Here is an 18397-nt window from a genome sequence, read left to right as displayed (position 1 = left end):
TTAATATGATAACAATTTTATGCTTATGAATATGATTTATTACAATTATGATGTATCGGAAATCCGAACAGGAATTTTACATATTGGTGTAGGAAACTTTCACAGAGCACACCAGCAGTTTTATACCAATATCCTGCTTAATGATGAAGATCAGAAAAACTGGGGAATCTGCGGGGTATGTCTGCTGCCGTCAGATGAAAAGATTGTAAATAACCTGAGAGCTCAGAACCTACAGTATTCCCTTACCGTTTGCGGAAGAAGCGGAAAAGATGAGGTATATAAGATAGGTTCTTTAAAAGAGTTGATCTGGGGTGTGGAAGATCCTGAAGCTGTGGTGAAAAAAATTGCCGACAAAGGTGTTAAGATCATCACTTTGACCATCACAGAAGGAGGCTACAATCTTGATAAAGAAACCGGAGAGTTTATATTGGAGGATGAGAAAATACAGCATGATCTGAAAGATTCTTCCAATCCTATTACGGTCTTTGGTTTTATGGCAGAAGGATTGCGTCAGAGACAAAGGCAGAGTGCAGGAGCCATTACCATTCTTTCATGCGATAACCTCCAGCATAACGGAACTACGGCAAAAAGAGCTTTTTTGTCATTTATAGAAGCACAGGATCCGGAGCTGGCTGCCTGGGTAAAGGAAAACGTAACCTTCCCGAATAGTATGGTAGACCGTATTACTCCGGCCACCACTCAGGAAGATGTGGAAAGATTAAACAAAAGAAACGGTACAGACGATCGTGCCCCTGTCTACTGTGAAGACTTTGCGCAATGGGTCATAGAAGATCAGTTTATTGCAGGAAGACCGGCATGGGAAAGGGTGGGCGTAGAATTTACAAATGATGTAACCACATTTGAAAATATGAAGCTAAGCTTACTGAATGCTTCTCACACACTCTTATCTTATCCGGCTTTCTTAATGGGATATCGAAAAGTAGATCAGGCAATGGAAGATAAAAACCTGGTAAAATTCATCAGGGATTTTATGGATAAAGACATTACGCCTTTTGTTCCCGCTCCGGAAAATACAGATTTGGAGAAATACAAGCAGACATTAATCGAAAGATTTGCCAATCACAGTGTAAGTGATCAGGTGAGCCGTCTTTGCTTTGATGGAATTTCAAAGTTTCCGGTGTATATCATCCCTAATCTTGATAAGATGATAAAAGGAGTGAAAGACCTCACAAGACCCGCATTTCTTATTGCCTCCTACAGACATTATCTTAAATATAAAACTGATGAGCGCGGCAATGCATTCGAAACAGCAGAACCCTGGATTACGGAGAACGATCGGCAGCTTATTGACAGTGAAAATGCACATGACTTCCTGGATTTGTCAGCTTTCAAGGGAGTTCAGCTGAAAACTTCTGAACAATTCATAAATCAGTACAACAGTTTCGTAGAAGATATAAAAAACTCAGGAACCTCTTCAGTTCTACAATCCATCATAAAATAACTAAGCCATGCAGATAAATCCAGGTATCAACTCTTCAGACAACAAGACAAATAATGCAATACTGCCGTTTGCCATCATTACATTTATTTACTTTATCGTAGGTTTTCTCACCACAGTAAATGAACAGCTGCAGGCACCGCTGAAATTTACCTTTCTGAGTCATGCAGGCAGCCTGAAAAATACATTTACGACTTTGATTTCCTTTTTCTTCTTTTTAGGATATCTTCTGAACGGAACGCTGGGTAGCAAATGGGTAAATGCCTTCGGATATAAAAATACGATCTTGCGCGGGTTATTCTTTATGATTTCCGGCCTCTTTATGTACCTCTGCTCATCATGGATTGGCGGTCATTATCCTGATCTTAAGTTTAGCATAAAAGATGCGGTTATCCCTTATGGATTTATCGTTTTTGTTGTAGGATCTTATTTAATGGGAACATCGGCAGCCATTATTCAGGTAGTGGTAAATCCTTACGCCGCTTCATATGAACTTAAAGGGACTCAACCCGTTCAACGCCTGAATATTCTGACAGCGATCAATTCTATCGGAACTACTTCTGCTCCTTTTTTCGTAACAGTAGTTATGTTCAGCGGAATTTCCATTGAAAATATAGAAATAAGACAGCTTCTGCTTCCGCTTTCTGTTCTTATCATCTGCATACTTACAGTTATGATCATCACGAAAAGGCTTCATCTTCCTGATCTTGCTCACACAAGAGTAGTTGGAGAAGAAAAGCTGGAGAGAAGCATCTGGTCATTCAGGCACTTTGTATTGGGAGTGTTAGCCATCTTTTTTTATGTAGGAACAGAAGTGGCTATTGGTGCAAATATCAATCTGTATGCTTTTGAGCTGATGGATTCAGGCCATCCTATTACATTCTTCGGAAAAACAGATATTATTATCGGAGGAATGGATTTAGGAATTCACGCCTTATTATCCACATTATACTGGGGTGGTTTTCTGGTAGGAAGAGCAGTGTCCAGCTTTTTAAGTAAAATTTCTGCAAGAACACAATTGATAACAACTACAGTGTTGGCTACAATACTGGCATTAGTGTCGATGATCACCCAAAACCTTTGGTTTCTTGTCGCCATCGGGTTGCTGCATTCATCCATGTGGAGCTGTATTTACAGCCTTTCCATTAAAGGTTTGAACAAATATACTTCAAAAGCATCCGGCATTTTTATCTCTGCCGTATTCGGTGGAGCTGTATTTACCCTGATTCAGGGAGGTCTAGCCGATATTTTAGGATCATGGAGATGGACATGGTGGCTTACCGTAATCTGCGAACTGCTCATGCTTACTTACGCCTTGTTCGGATCGCGTATTAGAGAAAAAGACTTTATTCACTAATTATATTTTTCTTTTAACTAAAGTAATTATCCTGTAGACTGCTATTGGATACAGGATAACTACTGCCTTAAAAAACACTTGAATCATGTTAAAAAACTACTTACTGCTTTTTTCCTCTGTTGTCGGAACCTGCTTAGGTGCGCAGGAACTGCATTCAGCATTACAACTTCGAAACAGTCATTTATGGCGCGGAATTGAAGTCTCTGCAGGACTTATTTATACCGGAGACCTGCATCTTGATTATAAGAATTTTTATGTGGGCTTCTGGGCTGGTGGTAATGTTGATGGTTCTTATAAAGAATTCAATAACTATATTGGTTATAAGAATAAGCATCTTACATTGGAATTATGGGATATTTACAACTTTTCACCCGGAGCCACTTATAACAATAAGGAATTTTTCAATTATTCTGCAAGAGAAACCGGACGTTTTTGGGATTTCAGATCTTATTATACCATAAGTGAGCAGTTTCCTTTGGTGCTCAGCTGGAATACAGTGGTTTTCGGCAGGGACAGGAACAGGGAAAACACACAAAATAAATATTCATCATTTGTTTCGGGGGAATATCCTGTATATAAAAAAGATCATCTTGAAGTAAGAGGAAGAGTAGGCTATGCCTTTGCCTTAGACAGTCATGGAGAGATGAATAATTTCTTTGCAAAAGATTCGGGTTTCAATGAGATCAGTCTCATCGTTTCAAAAAGCTTTACCATTGAAGGCTATAAAATTCCTGTAGGAATATGGGGAATGTGGAATCCGGTCAACAATAATGCTTTTCTTCAGTTTTCTGTGCAGGTTTATTCATTCTGAGACAGCGAAGTACATTTTTACAGAATCAATACATTTAATTACTTTTATATAATGGAACACAAAAAAAATAAAGCAGTCTGTTTTGGTGAGGTCCTTTGGGATATTTTTCCGGGAGAGCAGAAAAGAATAGGAGGCGCACCATTTAATGTAGCCTATCATCTTTCCAGGATGGGGATAGAAGTTGATATGATAAGCAGTATTGGAGATGATCAGCTGGGACATGATCTTTTGGATAAAATGAAAAGCTGGAACATTCCTGCCAACCACGTTCAGATTACTGCAGATCATCCCACAAGTACTGTAATTGCTACAGTAGATGAAAATAATGACGCTCATTATGATATTGTGGAAGGAGTCGCCTGGGATTTTATTGAAGCAACTCCGGAAAATCAGGATATCATTAAGAACACAGATGCTTTGGTATTCGGAACACTGGCCGCACGAAATGAAAAATCCAGAAATACATTGTTCCAATTGCTTGAGCTCAGTGATTATAATGTCTTTGATATCAATCTCAGAGAACCTTACTACGAGGTCAGAATGATTAAAGACCTGCTCCATAAAACACATCTTGCCAAGTTCAACAAAGCAGAAATGCGTATGATGCTTGATTTTTTAGGAAAAGAATACACCACTGAAGAAGATGGAATAAAATACCTGCAGGACAAGTTTGATCTTGAAGAAATTATAATATCCAAAGGAAGCAAAGGCGCTTTGTATGCCTCCGGAAATAAATTTTATCTCTATCCCACCATACCGGTTACAGTGCAGGATACGGTAGGAAGCGGAGATTCATTCCTGGCAGGATTTCTTTCCAAAAGATTAGAAAAAGGAAATTCAGTTCACGAAATTATGGCTCAGGCTGTTTCTTTGGGAGCTTTTATTACCTCGCAGGAAGGAGCATGCCCGGAATATTCACTGCAAGATTTTATCACATTTAAAAATAAATATCCGGTATCTGCTTTAAAATGAAACGCTGCCCTGTCATCGTAATTTAAAATGATTCTTGACGAAACATTTGGTAACTTTATACTGCTACCAAACTAAAAGTTATGCATCATCAGCTGGAGAAACATTATGTGAACAGAGTAGGCTGGCTTCGGGCAGCTGTTTTAGGCGCGAATGACGGATTATTATCCACCACAAGCATTGTTATTGGTGTTGCTGCAGCGGCTCCGGAACGCCATATTATTATCCTTGCCGCTCTGGCAGGGATGATTGCCGGTGCAATGTCTATGGCGGCAGGAGAGTATGTTTCCGTAAGCTCACAGGAAGATACGGAAAAGGCAGATCTGATTCGGGAAAAACAGGAACTGGAGCAAATGCCCGAGATAGAACTCAGAGAACTGGCGAAAGTATACGAAAGCAGAGGCTGTACTAAAGAAACTGCCATGCAGGTAGCCATTGAACTTACAAAGCACGATGCACTTGGAGCCCACGCCCGTGATGAACTGGGAATTAATGAAATTACACAGGCAAAACCTCTGCAGGCGGCAATGGCTTCATTCGGTTCCTTTGCGCTTGGAGCATTATTACCTTTTACCGTTTCTCTTTTAGCTCCGCTTAAACAGATGGTCTATTTTCAATATGGTTTCTCCATTATATTTTTGATGCTTTTGGGAGCTGTCTCTGCCAGAGCCGGAGGTTCCAGCATTAGAATTGCTGTGCTCAGGATCTGTTTCTGGGGAACCGTTGCTATGGGAATCACAGCATTGGTAGGCCATCTTTTCGGGGTAAATGTAACCTGAAAATTTCACTGTTTCCTTTGAATTGTATTGATGAACAAAAGGACTTTAATCAAAACGGGTACTGCTGTAATGATGGTAATGATCTGATTTCTAGCCTGTATTTTACCTAACAACTGTTAGTCGTAAAAGTACTACACTTTTTCAGATTTATAGGTAATTTTTATTTTGTTAAGGTCAATACTTCTAAATTTGGTGATATAACAAACATCAGATCATAAAATATTAACGATTAAAATTTACCATCATGGCAGAAAGAAACTCAAGAGGAATCTTAAAATTCAATAACGGTGAAGGACAGAAGCTGTTAAAACTGAATTACAGCGTATCAAGAGCTACAGACGTTTCAGGGCGTGTAGCATCAGATCCTTCCAATGCATTGATCAAAATTACGGTAGAAGCTACTGAAAAGTCAGACATCCTTGAAAGCTTGTTAAACGGAAAATACAAACCTACCGTAGGAGAGGTAACCTTCAATAAATCTCACGAAGAAGGAACTTTGACAACGTTGAAATGGTCAAACGGTTATGTCATCCAGCACGAAGTAGATTTTGATGCAGTAGATGACAACAGTATGTATATCAGTTTTGTAATAAGTGCAGAGCAGATAGAGCTTGGTAATTCTTCTTATGACGGAGCCTGGCCTGGATCTCAGGGATAAAATCCTTTATTATTAAAAACATAAAAAACAGAATAGTAGATCCGTTATCAGGGATCCTGTTCTGTTTTTTTGTCAGTAATCTTTTCATCTTGAAAAGGATCATTTTTTCACTAAGATTTAGAAAATTAAGCTGATAATGTGAACTTTATATTATGAAAAATTAATAACTTTATAAAAGCCGATTATTTTAGTTTCTTCAAAAATAAAAAGCTCACCAAACAATCTACATAATATGAATAAAAATATCTCGAATTCCGAAAAGATTTCAGAGAATCATATTCCTGGAATCAACCGTGTGGTAAAACTGGATATCGTGATTGAAGGCAAAATGATTAAGCACTTCAAGCATTTCCGCTTACATCAAAGCGTAAAAAAACACCACTATTTTGAACTGACATTAGCCCACGATACATTAGACGGAGTGCAGAACCATGATCTGGAAGAAGCCCAGCAATTTTTAGGAAAACGATTAACAGTCGTTTTTAAATACAAAGATGTTGAAGGCAGCCCGGAAAGAACTTTTGTAGGCGTAATTACAAAAGTAGGGTTCAGCCAGGAACACCATAGTTTAGGAAATATTGTATTGAAAGGTTACAGTCCGACTATTTTGCTGGACGGCGCTCCGCACATCCAGAGTTTTGGAGGAGATAAACCTGTGAATATGGGAATCATTGCTGAAGAAGTCATCAGACAGGGCATAGAAAGCAGTAAATTTGATGTGAAAGTCAATGCAAAGGCCTCCTCACAGATTCTTTACAGTGCCCAGTACAATGAAACCCATTACAATTATCTGTGCAGAATGGCAGAAGCCTACGGTGAACAGTTTTATTATGATGGCGAAGTACTGCATTTCGGAAATATGCCTCCTCAGAACAAATCGCTTGAATTAATCTACGGAAGCAATGTTTCTGACGTGAATGTGGAATTAAAAGCAGTTCATATCAGACCTAATTTTTATGGCTATAACAGCAGTTCCAATGCTAAACTTATTTCCGGAGAAACCCCTATAAAACACGTGGGCAATCTGGCTCAGACAGCCTATAAAAATAATGAAGGAATATTCAAAACACCATCCCTGCAGGTAGCTCCTATAAAAGCTGCAACCGATATGGACGTTGTTATTTCACAAACGAGTACGGCCGGAAGCAAAGCTGTGGAGGTTTTTACCGTTTCCGGAGGAACCACTATTCCGTTTCTCTATCCGGGATGTGTAGCCGATATCAATATGAGGAAGACTGATACCAGTAAAACAGCCTATTTCACCAAACTGATGATGACAGAAGTTATTCACGAAGTAGATACACTCGGACGCTACAAGGGAAGATTCGAAGCCATTGCCTCAGATACAGGCTATATTCCGACACCGGAGTTTATCATGCCTATTGCGCAGCCGCAGATTGCCACCGTAATCTCCAATACAGACCCTTTGGGTCAGGGAAGAGTTACAGTCAGATTTGATTGGCAGCTGCATGACACCACCAATTTTATCAGAATGATGTCTCCCGATGCCGGAGGAACAGACCAGATTACGCAAAACAGAGGATACGTAGCCATACCGGAAGTTGGAGATCAGGTGATGGTAGGCTTTGTTCACAATCATCCGGACCGTCCTTTTGTCATGGGAGGAATGTTTCATGGAGGAACAGCGCTTGGAGGCGGGGTTAATAATCATTTAAAATCAATACAGACCAGAAGCGGAATCCGGATTTTAATGAATGATGCTGAAGGAAGCGTAAATATCATAGACCCAAGCGGGAATAACTATTTGATGGATGGTAAAGGAAATATCATTGTAACAGCTCCTAAAAATATGACCTTTAATGTAGGAGAAGACCTGGCAATCAACGTAGGAAAAGATATGAAGACCAGTGTAGGAAATGATAATGCCGTTAGTATCATCAATGATCATCAATTTACCTCAAAAAATTATAAGCAGACGGTCAATGAAAATAAAACGATTAATGTAACAGGCGATCTTAAAGAAACTACTTCAACCACTACTCATAAAGCAAAAAACGGAGATATTTTACTGCAGAGTTCAGGCGTAGCCAAGATGTTAGGTAAAATAGATGCTAAAGTGAATAAAGGATAATATGTTAAAAAAATCGTTAATCTCTTTCTTTTCATCTTTGCTGGCAGTAGTGTTACTTGTCATTATTGAATTAAGTTTCATAGATATGACACAGTTTCGAAGTGGAGATTATGCATGGGTTGCCATGTGGCTGATTCTGGCTTTTTTTCCGGTGCTGTTTGCACTGCCATTTTTCCTGACTTCCATCAAAAAGAAAAATGAAATAAGAGATTTTGTTTTGTACTGTTTTTATTCTTTTGGCATATGCTTTATCGTGATATCATTAATTTTAATAATTATTCTTCCTTTGATGGCATAAGAATAATTGTCACAAACAATTTTTAAGATTGCAAGATGTTTATAATGAATAGAATAATAAAATACCTGTTAAGCTTTTTATTTTTTATCCAGATCTCGTGTCAGGAAAAAAAAGAAGACCCAAAAACTAAAACTATGACAAAATATGAATGGACAGAAGGAACTTCTGCAGCTTTAGGATATCCTATGGAAGTATACAAAGGGGGAATAGAATGTGAAGGAGGAGAATGGGTAGGGTTGAGTTTTGGAATTGTACCTGGGGATGGTTCTTGGGGCTTGATCAATCATGGTATGGGAAATGGTTTTAAGAGTCTTCCGGCCCGATTGGATTTTGTCTGGATGTCATATATGGAAAACCAGTTTTATATGATTGATACCGACATTGATACCGCTAAAATTAAAGAATATTTCAGCAAGGGCTATCAGGTAAAAGCAACCAGTGGAAGTGGTAATGTTAAACATTTAAATTATAAAGATATTGGTGTGGGAATGGCTCCGGGAGGAGTGGTAGTAGTTTGGGTCGCTGGTGTTGGAGTTCAGAAAGAAGTAGGCAGGTATCAGGGAAAAAAGGTAACAATTCCTGAATCAGAAATTGCTAAGCTTGATAGCCATGAAAACCGGTTTTGGCGGAAAGATTATCTTGATGAGGTTTTAAATAACGGTAAGGTTATCCCCACTGAAATAAAAGAAAAAAATAAAGGAAAAGCTATTCCATTTGGATTGTGGGATACCTACAGAATACGATATAGCTGGAAACCGGTTTTTGAGTTACCGGAAAATGCAAAGCTCAATCCGTTGACAGATGTTGGAATATCAACTGTTAATGGCGAATGGGAACAGCTGGGAGCAGAAAAAAATCCTTTAACTGAGAGTGAATGGAGAGCAATACCAGCTACTATTTCATTTTCTTTGGTGGGGGCAGATCAAATCAAATATGAAGCAGGATGTGATCTTGATGAAAAGTCTGCTTTTGACGCTTTTACTAAGGTCTTTGGTAATGATCCTAAATCAACTAAGGCAGCTATTTTTATTAAAGTGAATGAGGCATATAGCTTCTTTACTGTTTTATTGAAGGGAGAAAATGGAAAAGAAGCTTTTATTAAAACTGATAATTTAGAAATGTTCAAATCTAAAGTTAAGTATAAATACTAATTGATTATAAAAATGATTAGTTATGGGAAAAACATTAGTATACAACACAGGCAATGCTAAACCTCCTGTAGATGAATTGCATTTGGAAATAGGAGTGTTCTTTGATGGTACTTTGAATAATCTAAAAAATACTGAATTAAGATTAAAGTACAGAGATGGAAAAAATAAAATGGAGAGCACAGACAATGATGAAGAAATATCGAAAAAAGAAAAAGCAATTGAAGATACAAGAGCATTACAGGAAAAGGAATATAAACAGCTTAAAAATAAAAATATAACAGATAATGATTCTGAGTATGAAAGATATCTCAAAGCCAGCCATAGGGAATGGCTGGACAAACAAGGGGTAGATAACAGTTTTAGTAACGATTATACCAATGTGGCAAGGATGTATAAATGCTGTAAACAGGTAACGTACGGAGTTTATGTAGAAGGGATTGGTACATTGGATAATACCAGAGATGTGGATGATGGGTTTCAATATGGTTCAGGTAAAACAGGAGTGCGGGGAAAAGTAAGAAAGGGATGTGAAATGGTTGCTGATAGGATTGATGGCTTAAAAAAGAAATTAATGAAGAAAAAAGCATTAACTAAAATCACCATTGATACTTTCGGGTTCAGCCGTGGAGCCGCCGCCGCAAGAAATTTTGCCTACGAAATCAATGGGAAGAAAAGACCCGTTGATGTGGAAATAAAAAAATCCAGAAAAATAACAGGCTATACCCAAATGGATTCTCCTGAAGGACCCATTACAGTTCCGGAATATGGAGATATCTGGATAGATAAAGATAAAACGGAGGTAGATCCTAATTACCTTGTGGATGGAAAGCTTCCGAAATTTGGTTTTCTGGGATATTATCTTTTAAGTAAAGATGTGCTTACCAAAGAAGAATTAGAAGACCTGGAACTCGATGTTCGCTTTATCGGAGTATATGACACCGTATCATCTTATGAAGAATATGGTGATATGGGAACATTGAAACGTGTAGGCTGGGAAGGGATGAAGCATTCTACATTAGGATCCAGTTATAATTTCGGAGATGATGTAGAACAGTTACAGCTGCTGAATCCCGGGTCATATTTCAAAGCAGTTCATTTTACAGCAGGAAATGAACATCGGGAAAACTTCTCATTAACCAGGTTTCCGGGCAGTGTAGAAAAAGAATTCCCAGGTGTTCATTGTGATATTGGCGGAGCCTATGAAAATGGAAAAGAAACTGTAGATGAGATTGAAACATCTAATCATAAACCGGTGTGGTTCTTAAACAAGCGCAGACAGCAATTGATTGATGAACACTGGTTTGATGATGATCAGATAACAATTAATAACAGCTTTCTGAATGTTCTAACAATGGGGGCCGTATACCGTAAGATTACGGGAATTCGTTTCCTTAGAAAAGAATACAGCTATATTCCGCTTCATTTTATGGAAGAACATGGGAAGGGGTATTATGATAATCAATTGATCATAAAAACAGAAACAAGCTATTCCATAGAACACGATAAGTATCTGCCTTCAGCAAAGGACCTTTTGCACCATTATGTCTTTGAGGACGGGGAGAAATGGAATTTTAAAACAGATGAAGAAGTTAAAAAAGAAAAAGAGGAAAGAGCAAGAGAAAGATTAGAAAATCCTGAGCCGGTACAAGAGCCGATACCTGACGAAGTAGTTGACAAAGATGGCAATATCATTAAAACAAAGACGCTGCAGGAAGTTGTGGTTACCGCCTATCATCCTCAGACATTATTGAGAATTATGCGTAATAAGTATCTTCACTGGTCAGCAAACAGAGACTGGATGGGAATGGATCCCAATAGTAATTATGAAAGAGTAATATATCCTTAGAATAATGTTGACGTTACTGGAAAATCTTCACCGGAAAACATATAGGCTTGAAACCATTGTTACAGAGCAAAGAAACCCGGTTTATGCCATTACAAAAAGCTATGCACGGGAGGTTGAAGTATATTATCTCGGAAAAACTAAGGATGAACATCAATTTCAGATTCTGGTGGTGGAGTTCGATTTTTCGGATAACGATAACGCTATGGGAAAATTGATTAGAAAACTCAGTTATCTGTTTGATGAACTGGAATGCAGAGCAGATAACGAAGGGAATATAACTGCCGTAGATAATCTGCTTTTTCTGCGCTTAAGATGGAGTAAAATTCAGTCTGAATTATCGGAAACCCATAAAGGGGATGCTATAGATAACTATTTCAGCCAGATCAGCAGCCTGTTGGAGAATGAAACAAAACTGATTGATTTTTTGTCAGGGTATAACATGTTTGGGCTGCTTTTCAACGGTCTGCTGGAGTCATTCGATAGCAAAAGAAAAAGAATTTCTCCGGAAGGATTTACAGAAATCATGATTCCCGAAAAAAAAGGTGATAAAATGATTTTGAAAATCTCTGCCCAAAACCTGGAACACACAGGAACTGATGATTTCAGAGGAATATTTATCTGCAAAGGAAACACGTATGAAGAAGGTTTTGTCGCCATTAAAAAACAGAATTCTCACTTAAAACATTCATTATTATGGATCGGTTAAAGAACGATGGAGAAGGAAATACTCCGGAAACACAGACTCAGAATACAGCACAGGATGATGACAAAATGAAGGCTGACAATAAGAAGAAGATGGATGATAAACGTGCCGAAAATGAGGAGAAAGATAAAACAGAGGAAGGTTTATTATTGGCCATAGACGGAGCCAAAATAAAATTCAATGCCCATTTGGGAACATTTAAAGTGTTGAATAATGTTCCGACCACACAAGATAAACTTACAGGAACTATCGTAGAAAAACAAATTCCTAATTTTATCTTTGATGATGGTTTTCAGATGATTTCCCTCACAGATTGGCAGGATTTTGGAACTGCAAAAGTACAGGAAAACTTTGTGCTGCTTAAAAAATCTACTTTACCGGGAACAGGAAAAATGCCGGGGAATATACCACCAGAGTCAGGAAAAATAGAATTTGTAACCTCCGGACAGGTAAATGTGCCGGAAAAAATTGATCCGAAGGGAGCGCCGGTGCCGGAAGAGAAGAATGATAAAAAATGTTTTTGTAATAGAGATTTCACACCTGATGAAATAAAAGAAATTGTAATTGCATTAAGAAAAGGTGAAATTACAGGATATACAACACAAAAAACTATTGAAGTTGTGAATGGCGTGAAGAAAAAAGTTTCCAAAAAGGTTGCTTTAACTGTATATGATATGCCCCATACTAAAGATTTATTATTTGCAAATCAATCTGATATCAAGCGAACTGAACATTTATCTGTAGAGGATTCAAGTTACGATAAAGTGACAGATGCTATTAATAAAGCACTTAAGAATTATGATATCAATACTTGTATTAGAAAAATTCATTTTATAGCACAAGCTCATCACGAATCTCACAGATTCCGTGCTACATTTGAAGGGCGGACAGAAAAAAATACACCATCAAATTACAGTGGTGGTTACAATTTTCAAGGAAGAGGTTTTATGCAAATTACCCACGATTATAATTATATAAAATATTATAATAAAGTGTTTAAAACAAAAGAAGATTTAAAGGATAAAAAGTTTTATAAAGACAAATTAATCCCGTTTGCCCAATTACTAGCAACAAATGTTGAATATGCATTTGATTCAGCTGGTTGGTATTGGAAAAATGATGATAAAGTTAATGCGATTGGAGTAAATATGAATGTAGCTGCAGATCAGGATAATACACTTTATGTATCACAAGGTATTAATGGTAAGGTAAAACATCCTAACGGTTTGGAAGAGAGAATTAAATATGTTGCTGATCTTAAAAAAATTATGAAATATGAAAATTGTATCAATAAAAAGAAATAAAACTATCCATTTATTAATTTTTATATTAATTGGAATTTTTACTAATGCTCAAGAAATAAAAATTTGGAATAAAGCTTTAAATACCAATATTATAATTCATCAGCAAGTACGAGAAGATAGTGTCTATTTATCAATCGACAAGAAAGATAATAAATGGTTGGGTAAAAATTTAAATATAAAAACAGTTAATTATTGGAACAATGCCCCGATAGAAGTTACCGCTGATTGTTGTAAAAAGAATTTTTTAATTATCAAGAGAACTTTTCTAGGAAATAATATTGTTGGAGATAGACTTTATTTTAAAAGAAATAAAGATAAATATTATTTCAAGATTCTTAAGGAATTTGAACAAAAGACAGATTAATCTACCACAAGTTCTTGATTAATTATTTATAACATAAAATATATTTATTTAAGTATACTGAATTAAAAACGAAATATTGAAAAAATTCCTCCTCATATTTTTATTACTAATTAATTATATAGCCTATTCGCAGACGAAAAAGGATTTTCCACTTATTTCTATTGCAAAAGATTGCGAATTAGGGTTTAATGAGTATAATAAAGAATTTAATATGTACCAAGAACCTTTTATTCTGAAAAGTGGTAAAAAGTATAAAATAAAAGGTTATGATAATGCAAATTATTCCGGAGGACAAATTTTAAGTATTTCCCCAAATAAAAGATTTATAGTAATGGATTATATTTCTAAGGGATATGTGGAAGACGGAACCAGCAAAACATTATACGAGAATTATTTATGTGTTATTGTCGATGTTCTGAATAGAAAAGTAGTAATGGAGTTACAAACAGACTGTGGAGGGAAATGGAATAAAAAAAATAGATGGGTTAATGATGGAAAAGTAATATTTTGATAAGATTCTATTTGTATTCAATGGCGAGAAAGGAGATGCTTTTGATAGAAATGTTAAAATATTTAAAGATGATAAATAAAATTTATTTATTACTTCTGCTTTCGGGGATCAGTTGTCATTCCCAATCGTCTAAAGTAGAGTCTTTATTAAAATCAAATGAAATTATAGCTCAGCTCCATAATGACTTTAATAATGATGGAATTCGTGACGATTTATACGTTCTAACATTAAAAAATGCAAAAGAACCTGAGGAACTCACTCAAAGAAAGCTAATTATTGTTTTTAAGAATAAAAATAATACAGAATTATCTACTTATGAAAATGATATGATTTTTCCATGTAAAGAATGCAGTGGTAAATCCGATATGAATATTGACAATTTAAAGTTTGAAAATAATTTACTTTCTTATACAACTTGCATTGCTCCTGTTGCTTCGGATAAATATTCTATTATTGATTTTACATTAAAATTTTCAAACAATAGTTTTAATCTTTATAAATACAAAGAAAGTTATTTTTCGGTGGAAGCAGATGATGATGCTATAATACAATTAGAGGAGGCTGATTTTTCTAAGACAAAATTTAGCTATTATGATTGGGTTGCAAACAAAAGCTGGTTAGATTATGTTATTATTTCATCCCGAAACATCACTAAAATAAATGATTTTGCTTTGAACCTTGAAAGTATAAATCCCGCAGTATCGGTTAATGTATTGCAAAAGATCATTCAAAAATATCCAGATCGGGTTGGAGCTTATCTTAATATTGCAAACAGTTACTGGAACATAGGAAAAAAAGAGAAAGCTGCAGAAAATTATAAAACATACCTTTCTTTAATGAAATCCCAAAAAAAAGATCTTAATAAAGTGCCAAAATACGTGGAAGAAAGAATAAAATGATAAAATACCTTTTCAATATCGTATTTATTTTTTTCTTTAGCCTATCTTCATATGCTCAGCAAGTCTCTATTTTAAAAGATTCGATCTGTATTTCTAAAGAATGTTTTGAGTTGCAGGAGTTAAAAATTGGAACTAAGAGTACTGCAATTTACAAGAGAATTCAAAAAAGCTATGATCTTTTTAATGGTATTTTTTTCGACAGTCCCGAGAAAAGATTGAATGCTAAAAAAGATACTTTAAAAAACTTAATTTCAACAAATTCTCTGCGTGATAACCAATATGGATTTGAAAAATATAAAATTTTTCTGAATAAAAATGGGTTGCTTAATATATCGGTACATATTCAATCTTATGGTTCCCCATGGGAAGCTACAGTCTATTATTTCTTTGATGAAATGAATGATACAGAAGTTGGAGATAACTTATTCATCAACAAAAAAATGCTTTTGCAGCTATGTCGTAAAAAATTAAAAACAGATAAAAGTATATCCTTTCCTATAAAGAATCTCAGCCAATATAAAATAAACACCAATAGCGAAGGAAAGATAACAGGGATAGATTTCATTTTTAATGATGAAAAAAATAGAACTAATAGCGGTTATCCTGAATATTCAGTTTCTTTTAGGTGGAAAGACGTTGAGAAATTTATTGCACTACAATACAAAAAACGATTGATAAAAGACTAGATAATTTGTATTGAATATTCTGAAGATGACACCCTGATCTTAATAAAGCAAAAACCTCTGAAAATTTTTCAGAGGTTTTTTGTACCCAGGACCGGGATCGAACCGGTACTCCTAAGAACTGGTGTTTGAGACCAGCGCGTCTACCAATTCCGCCACCTGGGCTTGATGTTGAATCCAAACGGGATGTTTGTTTCAAATTGGTGTGCAAATATAGGAACTTTTTTCAATGTTCAAAAGCTTTTTAAAGAAAATATTTTAAAAATTAAGTTCCAAACCATCGTAGGCAAGGTGTATTCCGGCCGGAAGCTGCTTGTCTTCAATATCATGCAGCCCTAAATGATGACTGATATGCGTTAGAAATAATTGTTTAGGTTTTAATTCTTCAAAGAGCTTAATAACATCCGGAAGGATAAAATGGGCAGGATGGGGATCAAATTTCCTGATGCAGTTTAAGATCAGAATATCTAAATCCTTTAATTTTTCTTTTTCAGTCTCTGAAATAAATCCGGCATCCGTAATGTAGGCCAGCTTTTTAAATTTATATCCGAAAACCGTAATTTTATAATGAATCACTTCTACAGGCGTGATTTCTGTATTCAGTACCTGAAAAGGCCTGTTTTCAATTTCGTGAAGTTCAAAAGCAGGTGCCCCGGGATATCTCACATCGGCAAAAGCGTAAGGAAATCTGTTTTTTATTTCGTGGGCTACCCTTGAATAACAGTACAAAGGAACATCTTTTCCGCTTTTAAAAATCAGTGGGCGCATATCATCCAGCCCGATCACGTGATCATTGTGTTCATGAGTAATCAGCGCAATGTCTACGTTGTGTTCATGGTTGGTAAGCATTTGCTGCCTGAAATCCGGACCGCAGTCAATCAGTATCTTTTTATTTTCCTCCGTAGTCACCATCACGGAAGAGCGTAAACGTTTGTCTTTTGGATTTTCGGAAGTACACACTTCACATGTACAGCCTATAACGGGCACACCCTGGGAAGTACCGGTTCCTAAAAATTTCAACTTCATTTTGTTTTGAGGTTGGTTTAATTTTGGTAAATTTACAAAAAATTTCATGTCCTAATGTATCAGAAACTAACTCCTAAACAAAAAGCATTAACAATTAATCTAGATCCTACTATTTATGGTACTTTCGCAGAAATTGGAGCCGGGCAGGAGACTGTTCGCCACTTTTTTAGAGCAGGGGGAGCTTCCGGTACGATTGCTAAGGCAATGTCTGCTTATGACAAAGATTTTAGTGATGCCATCTACGGAAAAGAAGTGAAAAACAGGTACGTTACCCAAAACAGGCTTCGCAAAATGCTTCGGTATGAAGTAGCACTGATTGAGGAGAGAATTTCAAGAGATAACAATCCGGACAGAAAGTTCTTTTCTTATGCCAACACAGTAACTACCATCAATTTTGACAAGACAGTAAGAGGCCACGGCTGGGTAGGGATCCGTTTTCAAACCAAAGAAAATGAAGACTATAATGAGATCGTAATCCACGTAAAATTCAAAGAAAATGATGCCACCCTTCAGCAGGAAACCTTAGGGAATCTGGGAGTGAATCTTATTTTCGGAGCATTCCATTATTTTGACAATCCAAGAACTTTAGTAGAATCTCTTTATGATGATATTGCAAAAGATAATCTTGAAATTGATATGATCGACTTCAGCGGGCCGGCTTTTGCGTACGTTGATAACAGACTGATGTCCCTTCAGTTGGTAAAGAACGGAATGACAGATGCTGTGATCTTCAATTCTGAAGGGAACAATATGCTTCCGGCAGATGTATTGTACAAGAAAAATATTTTTGCGGTAAGAGGAAGTTTCAGACCGGTAACGAAAGTAAACATTGATATGCTTAAAAACGGTATGGATATGTTCTTTAAAGACGCTACCTGCACCCATGAAGAAACAGAAGTTCTTATCGAAATCACCATTTCCAATCTGAGAGCAGACGGGGATATTGATGAAAGAGACTTCCTGGATAGAGTAGATATTCTGGGCAAACTGGGATACACCGTTATTATTTCGAATTTCTCAGAATATTACAGACTGATTGATTATTTCGCGTCTTATACAAGTGGAGACATTGGTGTGGCAATGGGCGTAAATAATATGCTGATGGTATTTGACGAAAAATACTATAAAAATCTGTCAGGAGGAATTCTTGAAGCATTCGGTAAGTTCTTCAGAAACGGAATGAGAGTATATCTGTATCCTTACAAAGACCCTGAAACGCATCAGCTGCTGGATTCTTCGAACCTTAAAGTAGAAGAAAATCTTAAAGAACTTTATAAGTACTTCAAGCACAACAACCGTATTGTAGATATTACCAACTATAACCCGGAGTTCCTGGAAATCTACTCAAGAGAAATTTTGAGAAAGATTGCATGCTGTGTAAAAGGATGGGAAACACAGGTGCCTGAAGGCGTAGCAGAAATGATCAAAGAGCGTGGAATGTTCGGATATAAAGAAGAACTATCCCTAAAACAATTCTCTTAAAATAT

18 protein-coding genes and 1 tRNA gene are annotated in these 18397 nt (G+C 36.4%); 17 read left to right on the top strand and 2 right to left on the bottom strand.

Translation table 11 applies throughout. The features are described 5' to 3' along the window. The first annotated feature begins 25 nt into the window (after positions 1–25). The 16 genes from BLW74_RS15885 (at position 26) to BLW74_RS15810 (ending at position 15887) form a co-directional block, all read left to right on the top strand. A complete protein-coding gene (locus tag BLW74_RS15885; RefSeq protein WP_089694169.1) occupies positions 26–1462 on the top strand; it encodes a mannitol dehydrogenase family protein in 1437 nt (478 codons plus the stop codon). A 7-nt stretch (positions 1463–1469) separates the two neighbouring features. Continuing rightward, entirely contained in the window at positions 1470–2816 is a 1347-nt protein-coding gene (locus BLW74_RS15880) for an MFS transporter (protein WP_089693882.1), read from the top strand. A gap of 85 nt (positions 2817–2901) precedes the next feature. Then, the gene (locus BLW74_RS15875; protein ID WP_089693880.1) at positions 2902–3627 is read left to right on the top strand and encodes a hypothetical protein; all 726 of its coding nucleotides are present in this window, start codon (positions 2902–2904) and stop codon (positions 3625–3627) included. A gap of 51 nt (positions 3628–3678) precedes the next feature. After that, positions 3679–4599 carry a carbohydrate kinase family protein gene (locus BLW74_RS15870; protein ID WP_089693878.1) on the top strand — a complete coding sequence of 307 codons (921 nt, stop codon included), beginning with the start codon at positions 3679–3681 and terminating at the stop codon, positions 4597–4599. Positions 4600–4679: 80 nt separating this feature from the next. After that, on the top strand, positions 4680–5375 hold the full coding sequence (locus BLW74_RS15865; protein WP_089693876.1) for a VIT1/CCC1 transporter family protein: 696 nt from the start codon (positions 4680–4682) through the stop codon (positions 5373–5375). A gap of 244 nt (positions 5376–5619) precedes the next feature. Beyond that, the gene (gene tssD, locus BLW74_RS15860) at positions 5620–6033 is read left to right on the top strand and encodes a type VI secretion system tube protein TssD (protein WP_089693874.1); all 414 of its coding nucleotides are present in this window, start codon (positions 5620–5622) and stop codon (positions 6031–6033) included. Between the two features lie 232 nt (positions 6034–6265). After that, entirely contained in the window at positions 6266–8125 is a 1860-nt protein-coding gene (locus tag BLW74_RS15855) for a type VI secretion system Vgr family protein (protein WP_139265755.1), read from the top strand. A 1-nt stretch (position 8126) separates the two neighbouring features. After that, positions 8127–8423, top strand: a complete 297-nt coding sequence (locus BLW74_RS15850) for a hypothetical protein (RefSeq protein ID WP_139265754.1) — start codon at positions 8127–8129, stop codon at positions 8421–8423. Between the two features lie 35 nt (positions 8424–8458). Beyond that, positions 8459–9574, top strand: coding sequence for a DUF2931 family protein (locus BLW74_RS15845; protein ID WP_089693870.1), 1116 nt, complete (start codon positions 8459–8461; stop codon positions 9572–9574). Between the two features lie 22 nt (positions 9575–9596). Beyond that, entirely contained in the window at positions 9597–11420 is a 1824-nt protein-coding gene (locus BLW74_RS15840) for a phospholipase effector Tle1 domain-containing protein (RefSeq protein ID WP_089693868.1), read from the top strand. Between the two features lie 4 nt (positions 11421–11424). After that, entirely contained in the window at positions 11425–12126 is a 702-nt protein-coding gene (locus tag BLW74_RS15835; RefSeq protein ID WP_089693866.1) for a hypothetical protein, read from the top strand. Between the two features lie 89 nt (positions 12127–12215). Then, entirely contained in the window at positions 12216–13427 is a 1212-nt protein-coding gene (locus BLW74_RS15830; RefSeq protein ID WP_139265753.1) for a hypothetical protein, read from the top strand. Further along, on the top strand, positions 13399–13791 hold the full coding sequence (locus BLW74_RS15825; protein ID WP_089693862.1) for a hypothetical protein: 393 nt from the start codon (positions 13399–13401) through the stop codon (positions 13789–13791). The genes BLW74_RS15830 and BLW74_RS15825 overlap by 29 nt, the downstream gene beginning before the upstream one ends. A 76-nt stretch (positions 13792–13867) precedes the next feature. After that, positions 13868–14302, top strand: a complete 435-nt coding sequence (locus BLW74_RS15820) for a hypothetical protein (protein ID WP_089693860.1) — start codon at positions 13868–13870, stop codon at positions 14300–14302. Positions 14303–14370: 68 nt separating this feature from the next. Further along, positions 14371–15201 (top strand): tetratricopeptide repeat protein, encoded by an 831-nt coding sequence (locus BLW74_RS15815; protein WP_139265752.1) that lies wholly within the window; start codon positions 14371–14373, stop codon positions 15199–15201. After that, the gene (locus BLW74_RS15810; RefSeq protein WP_089693855.1) at positions 15198–15887 is read left to right on the top strand and encodes a hypothetical protein; all 690 of its coding nucleotides are present in this window, start codon (positions 15198–15200) and stop codon (positions 15885–15887) included. The genes BLW74_RS15815 and BLW74_RS15810 overlap by 4 nt, the downstream gene beginning before the upstream one ends. Before the next feature lie 82 nt (positions 15888–15969). Here BLW74_RS15810 and BLW74_RS15805 read toward each other — a convergent pair. Beyond that, positions 15970–16049: transfer RNA gene (locus tag BLW74_RS15805), tRNA-Leu, on the bottom strand. A 93-nt stretch (positions 16050–16142) separates the two neighbouring features. Continuing rightward, positions 16143–16910 carry an MBL fold metallo-hydrolase gene (locus BLW74_RS15800; protein WP_089693853.1) on the bottom strand — a complete coding sequence of 256 codons (768 nt, stop codon included), beginning with the start codon at positions 16908–16910 and terminating at the stop codon, positions 16143–16145. Positions 16911–16964: 54 nt separating this feature from the next. Between BLW74_RS15800 and BLW74_RS15795 the strand changes: the two genes are divergently transcribed. Next, complete coding sequence (locus BLW74_RS15795; RefSeq protein WP_089693851.1) at positions 16965–18392, top strand: nicotinate-nucleotide adenylyltransferase; 1428 nt, start codon at positions 16965–16967, stop codon at positions 18390–18392. The last annotated feature ends 5 nt before the right edge of the window (positions 18393–18397 follow it).

The organism is Chryseobacterium culicis (assembly GCF_900108365.1).
Lineage (GTDB): Bacteria > Bacteroidota > Bacteroidia > Flavobacteriales > Weeksellaceae > Chryseobacterium > Chryseobacterium culicis.
The sequence above is the reverse complement of the archived record's forward strand: the minus strand, read 5'-3'. Positions and strand labels throughout refer to the sequence as shown.

What these genes read in the sequence shown, in the direction of transcription:
- BLW74_RS15885 (WP_089694169.1), top strand. Translation starts at nt 26, where the DNA reads ATGAATATGATTTATTACAATTATGATGTATCGGAAATCCGAACAGGA.
- BLW74_RS15880 (WP_089693882.1), top strand. Translation starts at nt 1,470, where the DNA reads ATGCAGATAAATCCAGGTATCAACTCTTCAGACAACAAGACAAATAAT.
- BLW74_RS15875 (WP_089693880.1), top strand. Translation starts at nt 2,902, where the DNA reads ATGTTAAAAAACTACTTACTGCTTTTTTCCTCTGTTGTCGGAACCTGC.
- BLW74_RS15870 (WP_089693878.1), top strand. Translation starts at nt 3,679, where the DNA reads ATGGAACACAAAAAAAATAAAGCAGTCTGTTTTGGTGAGGTCCTTTGG.
- BLW74_RS15865 (WP_089693876.1), top strand. Translation starts at nt 4,680, where the DNA reads ATGCATCATCAGCTGGAGAAACATTATGTGAACAGAGTAGGCTGGCTT.
- tssD (WP_089693874.1), top strand. Translation starts at nt 5,620, where the DNA reads ATGGCAGAAAGAAACTCAAGAGGAATCTTAAAATTCAATAACGGTGAA.
- BLW74_RS15855 (WP_139265755.1), top strand. Translation starts at nt 6,266, where the DNA reads ATGAATAAAAATATCTCGAATTCCGAAAAGATTTCAGAGAATCATATT.
- BLW74_RS15850 (WP_139265754.1), top strand. Translation starts at nt 8,127, where the DNA reads ATGTTAAAAAAATCGTTAATCTCTTTCTTTTCATCTTTGCTGGCAGTA.
- BLW74_RS15845 (WP_089693870.1), top strand. Translation starts at nt 8,459, where the DNA reads ATGTTTATAATGAATAGAATAATAAAATACCTGTTAAGCTTTTTATTT.
- BLW74_RS15840 (WP_089693868.1), top strand. Translation starts at nt 9,597, where the DNA reads ATGGGAAAAACATTAGTATACAACACAGGCAATGCTAAACCTCCTGTA.
- BLW74_RS15835 (WP_089693866.1), top strand. Translation starts at nt 11,425, where the DNA reads ATGTTGACGTTACTGGAAAATCTTCACCGGAAAACATATAGGCTTGAA.
- BLW74_RS15830 (WP_139265753.1), top strand. Translation starts at nt 12,216, where the DNA reads ATGGATGATAAACGTGCCGAAAATGAGGAGAAAGATAAAACAGAGGAA.
- BLW74_RS15825 (WP_089693862.1), top strand. Translation starts at nt 13,399, where the DNA reads ATGAAAATTGTATCAATAAAAAGAAATAAAACTATCCATTTATTAATT.
- BLW74_RS15815 (WP_139265752.1), top strand. Translation starts at nt 14,371, where the DNA reads ATGATAAATAAAATTTATTTATTACTTCTGCTTTCGGGGATCAGTTGT.
- BLW74_RS15810 (WP_089693855.1), top strand. Translation starts at nt 15,198, where the DNA reads ATGATAAAATACCTTTTCAATATCGTATTTATTTTTTTCTTTAGCCTA.
- BLW74_RS15800 (WP_089693853.1), bottom strand. Translation starts at nt 16,910, where the DNA reads ATGAAGTTGAAATTTTTAGGAACCGGTACTTCCCAGGGTGTGCCCGTT.
- BLW74_RS15795 (WP_089693851.1), top strand. Translation starts at nt 16,965, where the DNA reads ATGTATCAGAAACTAACTCCTAAACAAAAAGCATTAACAATTAATCTA.